Raw genomic sequence first — 12,375 nt, 5'->3', positions numbered from 1 at the left:
GGAAGGCGTGTTGCTCCGGCGGGATCTGGGTGGGCTCGGTCGCAGCGGCTACCGCGCGGGCGCGGGAGGGAAGTCGGCGCCGCGGGACGCGGTTTCGAAGGCGCGCAACTCTTCGAGCATGCCTTCGAGTTGGTCGTGGACGGCATCGTAGCCCGCGCCGCCGAGGACGATCCGGCGAGGAGGGGTGTCCCGCTCCATGGCGTCCAGGACGGCCCGCACTCCGCGGTGGGGGTCGCCGGGCTGCGTACCGTCCTGGCCGATCATGGAGTCGCGGACGGTCTCGACGAACGGCACATAGGCGTCGACCGTCTCGGCCACCGGCTCGGCGGCGAATCCGGCGTACGCGCGGGTGCGGAAGGCGCCCGGTTCGACGGCGAGCACCTTGATGCCGAACGGCGTCACTTCCTCACGCAGCGCTTCGGTGAGACCTTCGAGGGCGAACTTCGCGGCGCTGTAGTAGCCGAAGCCGGGTACGCCCCTGAGCCCCGCGACCGAGGACATATTGACGATCCACCCGCCGCGGCGGGCCCGCATGCCCGGCAGGACGGCGCGCAGGACCGCGGTGACGGAGAAGAAGTTCAGCTCGAAGGAGCGCCGGATGTCGGCGTCGGGCGATCCTTCCACGGAGCCGTACCAGCCCCGGCCTGCGTTGTTGACCAGGACGTCGATGCCGCCGAACCGTTCCTCGGCGGCGGTGACGGCGTCGTGGATCTGCCGGGCGTCGGTGACGTCCAGCGGCAGCACGAGCGCCTTCTCGCCGTGGCTCTTCGCCCACTCGTCGAGCAGATGCGGGCGGCGGGCGGTGAGCACCACGTTGTCACCCCTCTCCAGGGCGGTGTCGGCGTAGGCCATGCCGAATCCGCCGGGGGTGCCGCCGGTGATGAACCAAGTCTTCATGGGTTGCCTCTTAAACGGGTGGGCGTGCGCTGCTGTCATGGTGGCCAGGACGGCCGGACCAGCAACTGCTAAAATAGAAGCTAGTGACTTCTACTTTAGCAGTAACCCTGGGAGGGTGTCATGCCGAGCCGGATCCGGCTGGAGGACCGTGAGTGTCCGCTGTCGACCACGGTGCAGCACGTCGGCGAGTGGTGGACGCTGCTGATACTCCACGACGCCTTCGACGGCTATACGCGCTTCGACCAGTTCCAGCAGAGCCTGAACATCTCCACCAGCATGCTCACCGCCCGGCTGAAGACCCTCGTGGCCGACGGCCTGCTGGAGCGACGGCCGTACCAGACCAACCCGGTCCGCCATGAGTACGTCCTCACCGAGCGCGGGCGCTCCCTGCGGCCGGTGATCGTCGCCCTGGCGGCTTGGGGCAATCAGCACCTCGCCCCCGAGGCCCGCGCCATGATCCTCGTGGACGCGGAAACCGGCGAGGAGGCCGAACCGGTCGTGGTCGACGCGCGCACCGGCAAACGTCTCGACGACAGCAGGATGTACACGTTCACCGCCGGTCCGGCCGCCAGCGAGGCCATGCGGGCGCGCTATGACGAGCTGGACCGGCGGCGCATGGAAGGGAGCACACAGTGACGCGAACACTCGGACTCATCGGCAGTGGATCGATCGGCACATCCCTCGCCCGGCTGGCCGTCGCCGCGGGGCTCGACGTCGTCCTCAGCAACTCGCGAGGGCCCGAAACCCTTCGCGAACTCGTGGACACTCTGGGTGACCACGCCCGTGCGGCCACCCCCGCGGAAGCCGCACACGCCGGAGACCTGGTGGTGGCGACCATCCCGCTGAAGGCTTACGAACAGATCCCCGCGGACGCGCTGAACGGCAAGACCGTGCTGGACACGATGAACTACTACCCCGACCGTGACGGCCGGATGGCCGAGCTCGACGCGGACGACATCACCTCCAGCGGTCTGCTCCAGCGCCATCTGACGGGCTCGTCCGTGGTCAAGGCGTTCAACAACATCGGCTTCCACCAGCTGTTCACCCTCGCCCGGCCCGCCGGGGCACCCGACCGCAGCGCCCTGCCCATCGCCGGCGATGACACAAGGGCCAAGGAAGAGGCCACGCGTCTGCTGGACACCCTCGGATACGACGCGGTGGACATCGGCACACTCGCCGAGAGCTGGCGCAGCGAACCGAACACCCCGGTGTATGTCGAGCCCTATCGCGGCGAGGCACCCGCCGGACTCGGCCCCAAGGACTGGTTCCGGTGGACCTCGGAGGACCCCGGCAGCACCGTCCCCGCGGCGCGGGTCCGCGAACTGGTCGCGAGCGCGGTGCGTGGGCCGTCCCGCGCCGGTGTCCTGCCGGCAGGGCTCGGCGGCTGACCGCCACTTCGGTCCGCGGTCACGCGGCGGCGGACCGATGCGGCGGAATACGGGCCGCTCGGCGGGGACGGTCATACGAGGGTCTCCGTGACGGCGATGGGCGCCAGACCGGGAGCCGGGCCGGACGTCGGGCCGGACGCCGGGCCGGGAGCCAGCCGCAGCCGCTCCAGGAAGAGCACCACCGTGGCGGCGGCGGTGCGGTGCGTCACGTCGTTGAGTACGTCGTGCCGGGTGCCGGCCAGACTCACCAACTCCGCGCCGGGCAGCCCGCGGAACGCACGGCGTACCTCATCGAGGGGGCTGACGGTGTCCTCCGTACCGTGCAGCCCGAGCACGGGAACGGAGATCCCCTCCAGCGTGGGCGACTCCGGCGCCGGCGACCCCGCCAGGGCGCCGCGCCGGAACGCGGGGTCGGCGGTCAGCCTGCCCCGATGCGTGGGGCAGGCGGTGCGCCGCTCCAGCTCGTCCTCCCAGTCCGAAGCGGCCGTTTCGGCCGGACCCGGCCCGGTCGGCAGTCCGGCGAGGATCAACCCGTCGAGTCCGGCGGTGCCGAGGGCGGCGAGCCGCGCCGCGTGGGATGCCCCGGTGTCGGAGCCGACCAGTACGCGGGGGCCCGGGAGCGTCTCGTCGCGCAACAGCTCGGTGGCCGTCTCGGCGATGGCCTCGGGGCCGGACGAGGCGTCGCCCAGGGCACGGACGCGATAGCCGTCGGCGGAGATCCGGCGGCCGAACCGCTCGTACACACCGCCGTGTTCACCCCGACCGGGGAGGAGCACGAGCGTGCCGCGCGGGGCGATTCCCGCTGGTTCGTCCCAGGAGTGGACAGGCTGAGCAGAGGACATGAGAACTCGATTCATCGACAGTGGCGCCACCCGCACGCGCGAGCGGGGGGAGCGGCCGTGCGGGTGAGGAGGTGTGGACGGGGGAGGAGGCGCCGGGAGCGCTTCCCGGCGCGGGGGCGCGCAGGCGCGCGCGGGGAGGCAGCGGAGGAGCGGCGAACAGGCCCCGGCGAGCGCGGCGAAGAAAGCCTTGAGTCAGCGACAGCGCATGGCGCCGGTGCGGCCGAAATCGACCACGCGCCGCCGTGTCAGCATGGCGCTCGTGGCACGGCACACCACCGGTCCGGCGGCCGACGGGCCGGACCCGGTGCGGTGAGTGCGCGGCCCGGCGGCCGCCACGAACGCTGTACGCGGCATGACCTCAGAATGCACGAGGCCGGAGCCGGCCGTCCAACGATGATGTGCACATCGTCGAACGTGACGCCCGGAAGGCCCGGTTCACCGCCCACGGCACCCGGCTTCTGGAAGAGGCCCAGCAGATCGTCGGCACCCACGACGCCGCTCTCCGCAGGCTCATGGGGGAGGGCCCGGCCGACGCGGTCGGCTGCGACCCCGCCCTGACCACAGCCACCATCGAGGCGGTGCGCGCCCTGCTCGGCTTCCGTGACATGGCACCGAGGGCCGTGTAACGCGTACATGGCAGCCGTACGAAGTCGTCATTGCCGCCTGCTGGAAAGGCGAACGCGCGCTTGACCCCTTCTCGGCGTCGTGGATAGCTTCAGCGGCATGCCGATCTCTCCGCGGTTCACGCAGCGGCGCCCCGTCGATCCGATGCGCAGGGCCGGCGCGCTGTGTAGCTGAAATCCAGCGGCGAACAGACCTTCATCGCGCCGAATTCCGCCCCGCGGGACCAGCTGACTTCCGTACGCCCCGCTGCCGTACGCCTCGCGCCCGGGAATGTGCACGCCCAGGCGCGCGCCGTTCGTGCTGACCGCTCTGCCCTCCACATCACCGCAGGTCGGCCGCGCGCACACGACTGTCACCGTGCGCACCCCGACCGAGCTTTTCGCATGTCCCGACGTATGAGGAGTTGCTGGTGAGTCCGACAGCCACCCGACCGTTCATGCTCGCCCTCGGAACCGCGTCGCTGCTGGCCGCCTCGGCCGTGGCCCCGGCCGCCGTCGCCGCGCCCGCCGAGTCGCGTCCATCGGTGGTGCTCGACTGGTACGACACGACAGCCCGGACGATCGCGGCGGCCGGAGCGCCGACCCAGGTGACCAACAGCCGCACATGGGCGGTGAGTTGGCTGGCCGGCGCACGGGCCGGCCGCGAGGTGCCCCCGGGCGTCGACCGGGGCGACTACCAGGACGCCGCGCTGGCCTCCGCGGTGCACAGTTCCCTGATCGCCCTCGTGCCGACGCGCACCGAGCAGCTGGACGCCGCGTTCCGCCGCACCCTCGACGGGATCCCGGACGGCCCGGCCGAGGACCGCGGCGTGGCGGCGGGTGAGCGGGAGGCCCGGTCCGTCCTCGCGTCCCGGGAGGGCGACGGCCTGGACCCGGCGTCGGTCGACGCCCCGTTCACCGTGCCCCCGGCCGCCCCCGGTGTCTGGCAGCCGACGCCGCCCGCGTATGCCCCCGCCACGCAGTACGGCAACCGCGTCGCGCGGCCGTTCGTGCTGGCGGCCCCCGACCAGTTCCGGCTCGGACCGCCGCCGGCGCTGGATTCCCGGCGGTACCGTTCGGACCTGGCCGAAGTGCGTGCCTACGGCGCGGCGGACAGCACACGGCGCACCGCCCACCAGACGGAGACGGCGAATTTCTGGTACGGATCCTCGCTGACCCTCTACACCGAGCCGCTGCGGGTCGCGCTGTCCCGCTCCGCCGGGTCGGTGGAGGAGCGGGCGAAGCTGGTGGCGCTGTTCCACATCGCGTCGGTGGACACGCAGATCGCGACCTCCGACTCCAAGTACGCGTATCTGCGCTGGCGTCCGGTCACCGCCATCCGCACCGGTGCCATCGACCCCGACCCCGACTGGACGCCGTTGCACAACACACCGGCGCACCCGGACTATCCGAGCGGCCACAACACCTTCGCGGGCGCGGCGGAGGGGATACTGTCCGCGCTCACCGGCCCGCGCACCGCGCCGTTCGAGCTGACCAGCCCCACCGCGCCGGGGGTCACCCGTGAGTACACGGACTGGCACCGGCTGACGGCCGAGAACGTCGAGGCGCGGATCCTCTCGGGCATCCACACCCGCTCCGCCGACGAGTCCGGAGTCGCCCTCGGCAAGAAGGTGGCCGCGTACGTCCTGGGTGCGTCCGGTCGGCTCCTGCGCTGAGCCCGCGAAACGGACGGCTCTTGCGCTCACCGCCCCGCCCCCGTCGCCGGATACGGGATCAGCCGCGCGCGGCCGGGACGGCGGCGGGCGTCCGGGGCGGTGAGCGAAGGGCCGTGCCGACGCTTGCCCCCGCTCCCGAGGCAGGAGTCGTGGGCGTCGTGAACCGTTTCCGTCTCGTCATCACCGGGAGTCCGGCATGAGCGAACCCGCCAAGCAGGTGCACCTCGGGGCAGCTTTCCCCGGCGTGAACAACCACACCGTCTGGAGCGATCCGCGCTCCGGCAGCCAGATCGACTTCTCCTCCTTCCGCCATCTCGCGCGCACCGCCGAGCGCGGAAAGTTCGACTTCTTCTTCCTCGCCGAGGGGCTGCGGCTGCGCGAACACCGCGGGAAGATCTTCGATCTGGATGTGGTCGGCAGACCCGACACCCTGCCGGTGCTCAGCGCGCTGGCGGCGGTCACCGACCGCATCGGCCTGGCCGGGACGGTGAACGCCACCTTCAACGAACCCTTCGAACTCGCCCGGCAGTTCGCGACGCTGGATCACCTCTCCGGCGGGCGCGCCGCATGGAACGTGGTCACCTCCTCGGACGCCTTCACCGGCGCCAACTTCCGCCGGGGCGGCTTCCTGGACCGCGCCGACCGGTACACCCGCGCCGCGGAGTTCGTCGAGGTCGCTCGCGAGCTGTGGGACGCCTGGGCCCCGGACGCGGTGGCCGCCGACCCTGCCGCCGGGGTCTTCGTCAAGGACGGGGCCATCGCCGAAGTACGTCATCGGGGTCGGCAGTTCGACATCGCCGCGCGTCCGACGGTGCCGCGCAGCCCCCAGGGCCATCCGGTGCTGATCCAGGCCGGAAACTCCGGCGACGGCCGTGAGTTCGCCGCCGCGACCGCCGACGCGATCTACACCATCCACGCCGAACTGGCGGCGGGTCGGTCCTTCTACGCCGATGTCAAGGGCCGGCTCGCCAAGTACGGCCGTGCTCCGGGGCATCTGAAGATCCTGCCCCAGGCCACCTTCGTGCTCGGTGACACCGAGGAGGAGGCGCGGGAGCGCGCCCGCCACATCCGCCACCAGCAGGTCTCCCCGCAGGGAGCGATCGCGCAGCTCGAACAGGTATGGGGACGCGACCTGTCCGGCTATGACCCCGACGGACCGCTTCCCGACGTCGAACCGCTCGCCGACGCCGTCGGCATCACCCGCGGCCGGGCACGTCATCAACACGACCCCCTCGCGGTGGCGCGCCACTGGCGGGAGGTCGCCGAGGCCAGGAAGCTGAGCATCCGCGGCCTGGTCATCGAGCTGACCGGCCGCCACGCCTTCGTCGGCACACCGGGCCAGGTCGCCGAAGAGATCAACACCCATGTGCAGGGCGACGCCTGCGACGGATTCATCATCTCCGGGCACCTCACCCCCACCGGTCTGGACGAGTTCGTCGACACCGTGATTCCCGAACTCCAGGAACGCGGGGTGTTCCGCACGGAGTACCACGGCACCACCCTGCGCGACCACCTGGGCCTGGGCCCCGCCCCGGCCTCGGTCCGATGAGCGATATCCGCGTCCGCACCGCCCGTGCCCATGAGCATGAGCGGGTCGCGGCCGTCACCGTCGAGGGCTTCCGCAGCCGTAACAGCGCACCCCGCCCCGAACGGCTGGCCCTGCTGCGCGACACGCCCGGCCGCGCGGCCGCCGGAGATCTGCTGGTCGCCGTGCACGAACCGAACGGCACACTGATCGGCACCGCGAGTCTGCTGCGCCCCGGCACCGCGTACGCCCGCCTGGCCCTGCCCGATGAGGCGGAACTGCGCCTGCTGGCCGTCCTGCCCGAACACCGAAGCCGCGGAGCCGGCGGTGCGCTTCTCACCGAGGGCGTCGAGCGCGCCAGGTCCTGGGGCATGCGCGCCCTGGTCCTGGACACGGGCTGGGACAACCTCGTCTCCCAGCGCGTCTACCACCGCCTCGGCTTCGTCCGTCAGTACGCCCGCGAGGAGCGCGAGAACCGGCACAGGCCGCTGAAGACCGCCGTCTTCTCCCACGACCTCGGCCGGCGCCGGGCATGACGGCCGCCACCCGCCCCGACACCGGCCGACACCGGCCGACAGCGAGCAGTCGGCGATGCCGCGTCCGGCGGTGTCGATCACGTGGTGGTCCCGATGCCACGGTTCGTATGCGCGGTCGGTGATGTCCGTCCAGGTGGGCAGGGGCAGGCCGGGGATTCCACCGTGCGCTGGGACGCCCGCCTCTTGCGCTCGGCGGGATCCGAGCAGACGATCTCGATCTCGGCGGCGGCGACGCCGACACGGACAGCGACGTCGCGCCACGCGTCGCGGGTGAGGGCGAGGAGGTTCACGGATTCGGCGATCACGACCTGTCCGGGGAATATGTCGCGGCACCGTCCGAGTTGATGATTGCGTGAGGTCACCGGCCTCACGTAGCGTTCCGAAATACCAGCCTGGGCCCCGAAGGCCCGTCGGGAACGGGAACGAGAGGCGATGGTGATGCGGCCGATGATCCGTCCGCCCGCGCCGGCTCCGGCCCTCCGTGAGGGTGTCCGCTTGTACTCCCGGCACCACATCGACCTGTTGCGCGTGGCCGGCGCGCTCTGTCGTCGCTGACCTGATCACCTCGAAGACCTCGTGCCCTCCCGTCGAGGGGGGCCGATCACCCATGGCTGAACAGGGAGGCACCCTTCGTGTCCGAGTCCTCATCCACGTCCTCTTCCACGCTCCTGCACCTGGCTGTCGCCCTCGACGGGGCGGGCTGGCATCCGGCCGCGTGGCGCGAGCCGCAGGCCCGGCCCCGGGAGCTGTTCGACGCCGCGTACTGGACCGATGTCGTCACCGAGGCCGAACGCGGTCTGCTCGACTTCGTGACCTTCGAGGACGGGCTCTCGCACCAGTCCTCGCACCGCACGGAGCCCGACGGCCGCACCGACCAGGTGCGCGGGCGGCTGGACGCGGTGCTCATCGCCTCCCGGGTGGCACCGGTGACCCGGCACATCGGGCTGGTGCCCACCGTCGTCGCCACCCACACCGAGCCGTTCCACATCTCCAAGGCGATCGCCACCTTGGACTACGTCAGCACCGGCCGCGCGGGGCTGCGGCTCCGGGTGTCCAGGCGGAGCCATGAGGCGGAGCACTTCGGCCGCCGCGCCATTCCGCGCTTCGGCCCCGAGGATCTGGACACCCCGGCGGTCCGGGAGCTGACCGCGGAGCTCTTCGAGGAGGCCGCCGACTATATCGAGGTGGTACGCCGCCTCTGGGACAGCTGGGAGGACGACGCCGAGATCCGGGACGTGGCCACCGGACGCTTCATCGACCGCGACAAGCTGCACTACATCGACTTCGAAGGCCGGCACTTCAGCGTCAAGGGCCCCTCGATCACCCCCAGGCCACCGCAGGGACAGCCGGTCGTCAGCGCCCTGGCGCATCAGAGCGTGCCCTACCGGCTGGTGGCGACCTCCACCGACATCGGCTACCTCACCCCGCACGACACGGACCAGGCGCGCGCCGTCATCGCCGAGATCCGCGCCGCCCAGGCCGCGGCGGGCCGCGCGGAGGAGCCCCTGCACCTCTTCGGCGACCTGGTGGTGTTCCTCGACGACGAACCGGGCGCCGCGGCCGCCCGGCTGGAGCGCTTGGACGCCCTCGCGGGCCAGCCGTACACCAGCGACGCCAAGGTGTTCACCGGCACCCCCGCACAGCTCGCGGATCTGCTGCTGTCCTGGCAGCGGACCGGACTGTCGGGCTTCCGGCTGCGCCCCGGTGTGATCGGCCACGACCTCGAGGCGATCACCCGCGGTCTGGTGCCCGAACTCCAGCGCCGCGGCGCCTTCCGCCGGTCCTACGAGTCCGACACCCTGCGCGGGCTGCTGGGCCTCGCCCGCCCCGCCAACCGCTACGCCACCATCTGAGCCGGAGGGACCACCGACCATGAGCAATTCGCTCAAGCAGATCCACCTGGCGGCCCACTTCCCCGGTGTCAACAACACCACCGTGTGGAGCGATCCGGAGGCGGGCAGCCATATCGAGTTCAGCTCGTTCGCACACTTCGCGCGCACCGCCGAGCGCGCCAAGTTCGACTTCCTGTTCCTCGCCGAAGGGCTGCGGCTGCGCGAACAGGGCGGCCGGATATACGACTTGGACGTGGTGGGGCGGCCGGACACCTTCACGGTCCTGTCCGCGCTCGCCGCCGTCACCGAACGGCTGGGCCTCACCGGCACCATCAACTCCACCTTCAACGAGCCCTACGAGGTGGCGCGCCAGTTCGCCAGCCTGGACCACCTTTCGGGCGGGCGCGCCGCGTGGAACGTCGTCACCTCCTGGGACGCCTTCACCGGGGAGAACTTCCGGCGTGGCGGCTTCCTCCCGCAGGACCAGCGGTACTCCAGGGCCAAGGAGTTCCTGGCCACCGCCACCGAGCTGTTCGACTCCTGGCGGGGTGACGAGATCGTCGCCGACCAGGCGACCGGCACCTTCCTCGACGACGCGCGGGCCGGTGCCTTCGCCCACCGGGGACAGCACTTCGACATCGCCGGGCAGTTCAACGTCCCGCGCAGCCCGCAGGGCCGCCCGGTGATCTTCCAGGCCGGTGACTCCGAGGAAGGCCGGGAGTTCGCCGCGGCCGGCGCCGACGCCATCTTCAGCCGGTACAGCACCTTCAAGGAGGGGCAGGCGTTCTACACGGACGTCAAGGGCCGCCTCGCCCGCCATGGCCGTACCCATGACCAGCTGCTGATCCTGCCCGCGGCCACCTTCGTCCTCGGTGACACCGACGCCGAGGCGCGGGAGCTGGCCCACGAGGTGCGGCGCCAGCAGGTCAGTGGCGCCACCGCGATCAAACACCTGGAGTTCGTCTGGAACCGGGATCTGTCCGCGTACGACCCGGACGGCCCGCTCCCCGACATCGACCCCGACCCCGGTGAGCACACCGTCGCCCGCGGCCGCGCCCAGGTGCGGATGTACCGCGATCCGCTGGCCGTCGCCCGGGAGTGGCGGGAGCTGGCGGAGGCGAACAAGTGGTCCATCCGTGACCTGGTCATCGAGACCGGCAACCGCCAGTCGTTCATCGGCTCCCCGGCCACGGTCGCCGAGACCATCAACTCCTTCGTCCAGGCCGACGCCAGCGATGGCTTCATCCTCGTCCCGCACATCACCCCCGGCGGGCTGGACGTCTTCGCCGACACCGTCGTCCCGCTGCTCCAGGAGCGCGGCGTGTTCCGCACCGAGTACGAGGGCACGACCCTGCGCGACCACCTCGGCCTGGCCCACCCCGCCACCGATACGCACCCGGAACAGGCAGCGTCATGACGTCCCTCGCCACCCCCCTCGGGGTCCTGGACCTCGTGCCCATCTCCTCCGGCTCGACCGCCGCCGAGGCACTGCGCAACAGCGTCGACCTCGCCCGGCAGACCGAGCGGTTCGGCTATGCGCGCTACTGGTTCGCCGAACACCACCTCAACCCGGGCGTGGCCGGGACCTCGCCCGCTGTCGTCCTGGCCCTGACCGCCTCCGCCACCTCCACGATCCGCCTCGGCTCCGGGGCCGTACAGCTCGGCCATCGCACCGCCCTGTCCACCGTCGAGGAGTTCGGCCTGATCGACGCCCTGCACCCCGGACGGCTCGACCTCGGGCTCGGCCGCTCCGGTGGACGTCCCACCGAGCGCACCGGCGACGCACCGCCCACCACGACACCCGTCATCGACGGTCGCACCCCGAACGGTCTGCGCATCCCGCCCAAGTTCTCCGTCCAGCGGCTGCTCGGCTCGCCCCGTATCGCCCTCCAGCGGCGGCTCCTCCAGCAGCCGGGCGCAGAACCGCAGGACTACGGCGAGCAGATCGACGACATCCTCGCCCTCCTGCGCGGCGACTACCGCTCCGAGGGCGAGGAGGCACACGTGGTCCCCGGCGAAGACGCCGATGTGCAGGTGTGGATCCTCGGCAGCAGCGGCGGGCAGAGCGCCCAGGTCGCGGGCCGGGGCGGTCTGCGCTTCGCCGCCAACTACCACGTCAGCCCCGCCACCGTCCTGGAGGCCGTCGAGGCGTACCGCGCCGCGTTCCAGCCGTCCGGGACGCTCCACAAGCCGTACGTCAGCGTCTCCGCCGATGTCGTGGTCGCCGAGGACGACGCGACCGCCCGCGACCGCGCCACCGGCTACGGCTTGTGGGTCCGCAGCATCCGCACGGCCGAGGGCGCCATTCCCTTCCCCACCCCCGAACAGGCCCGTACCCACGTCTGGTCCGACGAGGACCGGGAACTGGTCGCCGACCGCGTGGACACCCAGTTCGTCGGCTCGCCCGCGCGCGTCGCCGACCAGCTCGAACAACTCCAGGAAGCCACCGGCGCGGACGAGTTGCTCATCACCACCATCACCCACCGCCACGCCGACCGGGTGCGCTCCTACGAACTGCTCGCGGAGGAGTGGCGACGCCGCTGAGCCGAGCCGCACAGCGGCAGAAGAGTCGACCACCGGCCTCGGCCGTCGACACCCGTTCGGCGGCCGAGAAGACGCGTTGCCGCAGTGGAGCCGCCAGGGCAGTCGCGATGCCGAGACGGTTTACCCGTCCGTATTCCAAGACATGGTTGACAGGAATGGCGGGCCATCACAGAATTTCTGCCCATGACCTCGGATCCCTTGCTGACCAGCGAACGCTGCGTCGACCTTCTCCGGGTTTCCAGCGCGCGGTGTTGATGGCCTGGGCGCTTTGAGCCCCCAGGAATCAGTCTTCTGACTTTTTCACCCATCTCGTTTGCCGAGATACGGGTTCAGATACGGTCTTGGCCCTGACGCGGCCCGGCCGGTCACCCCTTTCATCCGACGGCACAGCCGAAGAGATCTGTGCTGTCCACTCTTGCCTGCCGCCGGCATGGCATGCGTCCCGTCGCGGACGTGCTCGTAGTGATCGGCTTCGTCACCGTCTCATGTCCCCATGGGCCTCCGCGTCGCCCTTGTCCGGCAACGCCCACCAC

At 71.4% G+C, this 12,375-nt stretch carries 14 protein-coding genes; 10 read left to right on the top strand and 4 right to left on the bottom strand.

Annotation, left to right across the window (positions count from 1 at the left end; all coding sequences use genetic code 11):
- Window positions 1-48: 48 nt before the first annotated feature.
- Window positions 49-897 carry an SDR family NAD(P)-dependent oxidoreductase gene (locus AB0E24_RS06670; RefSeq protein WP_079256050.1) on the bottom strand — a complete coding sequence of 283 codons (849 nt, stop codon included), beginning with the start codon at window positions 895-897 and terminating at the stop codon, window positions 49-51.
- A 120-nt stretch (window positions 898-1,017) separates the two neighbouring features.
- Here AB0E24_RS06670 and AB0E24_RS06665 point away from each other — a divergent pair, with 120 nt between their 5' ends.
- Window positions 1,018-1,533, top strand: a complete 516-nt coding sequence (locus AB0E24_RS06665; RefSeq protein ID WP_174882366.1) for a winged helix-turn-helix transcriptional regulator — start codon at window positions 1,018-1,020, stop codon at window positions 1,531-1,533.
- The gene (locus AB0E24_RS06660; RefSeq protein WP_102933361.1) at window positions 1,530-2,285 is read left to right on the top strand and encodes an NADPH-dependent F420 reductase; all 756 of its coding nucleotides are present in this window, start codon (window positions 1,530-1,532) and stop codon (window positions 2,283-2,285) included. Before AB0E24_RS06665 ends, AB0E24_RS06660 begins: the two co-directional genes overlap by 4 nt.
- Before the next feature lie 71 nt (window positions 2,286-2,356).
- Here the strand turns inward: AB0E24_RS06660 and AB0E24_RS06655 are convergent, their stop codons facing one another.
- Entirely contained in the window at window positions 2,357-3,127 is a 771-nt protein-coding gene (locus tag AB0E24_RS06655) for an alpha/beta hydrolase (protein ID WP_147965059.1), read from the bottom strand.
- Window positions 3,128-3,319: 192 nt separating this feature from the next.
- On the bottom strand, window positions 3,320-3,481 hold the full coding sequence (locus AB0E24_RS06650) for a hypothetical protein (protein WP_351381651.1): 162 nt from the start codon (window positions 3,479-3,481) through the stop codon (window positions 3,320-3,322).
- A gap of 44 nt (window positions 3,482-3,525) precedes the next feature.
- Between AB0E24_RS06650 and AB0E24_RS06645 the strand changes: the two genes are divergently transcribed.
- From AB0E24_RS06645 to AB0E24_RS06630, 4 genes are all read left to right on the top strand, one after another.
- Window positions 3,526-3,753, top strand: coding sequence for a hypothetical protein (locus AB0E24_RS06645; protein ID WP_359375139.1), 228 nt, complete (start codon window positions 3,526-3,528; stop codon window positions 3,751-3,753).
- A gap of 407 nt (window positions 3,754-4,160) precedes the next feature.
- The gene (locus AB0E24_RS06640) at window positions 4,161-5,405 is read left to right on the top strand and encodes a vanadium-dependent haloperoxidase (protein WP_359375138.1); all 1,245 of its coding nucleotides are present in this window, start codon (window positions 4,161-4,163) and stop codon (window positions 5,403-5,405) included.
- A gap of 196 nt (window positions 5,406-5,601) precedes the next feature.
- Window positions 5,602-6,954, top strand: a complete 1,353-nt coding sequence (locus tag AB0E24_RS06635) for an NtaA/DmoA family FMN-dependent monooxygenase (protein ID WP_359375137.1) — start codon at window positions 5,602-5,604, stop codon at window positions 6,952-6,954.
- Window positions 6,951-7,466, top strand: a complete 516-nt coding sequence (locus tag AB0E24_RS06630) for a GNAT family N-acetyltransferase (protein ID WP_359375136.1) — start codon at window positions 6,951-6,953, stop codon at window positions 7,464-7,466. Before AB0E24_RS06635 ends, AB0E24_RS06630 begins: the two co-directional genes overlap by 4 nt.
- A gap of 77 nt (window positions 7,467-7,543) precedes the next feature.
- Here AB0E24_RS06630 and AB0E24_RS06625 read toward each other — a convergent pair whose 3' ends face one another.
- The gene (locus AB0E24_RS06625) at window positions 7,544-7,771 is read right to left on the bottom strand and encodes a hypothetical protein (RefSeq protein WP_359375135.1); all 228 of its coding nucleotides are present in this window, start codon (window positions 7,769-7,771) and stop codon (window positions 7,544-7,546) included.
- A gap of 127 nt (window positions 7,772-7,898) precedes the next feature.
- On the opposite strand from AB0E24_RS06625, the gene AB0E24_RS06620 reads away from it, so the two are divergent.
- The 4 genes from AB0E24_RS06620 (at window position 7,899) to AB0E24_RS06605 (ending at window position 11,842) form a co-directional block, all read left to right on the top strand.
- Window positions 7,899-8,021: a putative leader peptide gene (locus AB0E24_RS06620; protein WP_349306531.1), complete on the top strand. Its 123-nt coding sequence runs from the start codon at window positions 7,899-7,901 to the stop codon at window positions 8,019-8,021.
- A gap of 77 nt (window positions 8,022-8,098) precedes the next feature.
- Window positions 8,099-9,319: an LLM class flavin-dependent oxidoreductase gene (locus tag AB0E24_RS06615; RefSeq protein WP_359375134.1), complete on the top strand. Its 1,221-nt coding sequence runs from the start codon at window positions 8,099-8,101 to the stop codon at window positions 9,317-9,319.
- 19 nt (window positions 9,320-9,338) lie between these two features.
- Window positions 9,339-10,715 (top strand): NtaA/DmoA family FMN-dependent monooxygenase, encoded by a 1,377-nt coding sequence (locus AB0E24_RS06610; protein WP_351381666.1) that lies wholly within the window; start codon window positions 9,339-9,341, stop codon window positions 10,713-10,715.
- Window positions 10,712-11,842: an LLM class flavin-dependent oxidoreductase gene (locus AB0E24_RS06605; protein WP_079256043.1), complete on the top strand. Its 1,131-nt coding sequence runs from the start codon at window positions 10,712-10,714 to the stop codon at window positions 11,840-11,842. The genes AB0E24_RS06610 and AB0E24_RS06605 overlap by 4 nt, the downstream gene beginning before the upstream one ends.
- Window positions 11,843-12,375 lie beyond the last annotated feature (533 nt).

The organism is Streptomyces malaysiensis subsp. malaysiensis (assembly GCF_040653035.1).
GTDB lineage: Bacteria > Actinomycetota > Actinomycetes > Streptomycetales > Streptomycetaceae > Streptomyces > Streptomyces malaysiensis.
Note: the sequence above shows the minus strand (reverse complement) of the source record. Positions and strands in the feature narration are given on the sequence as shown.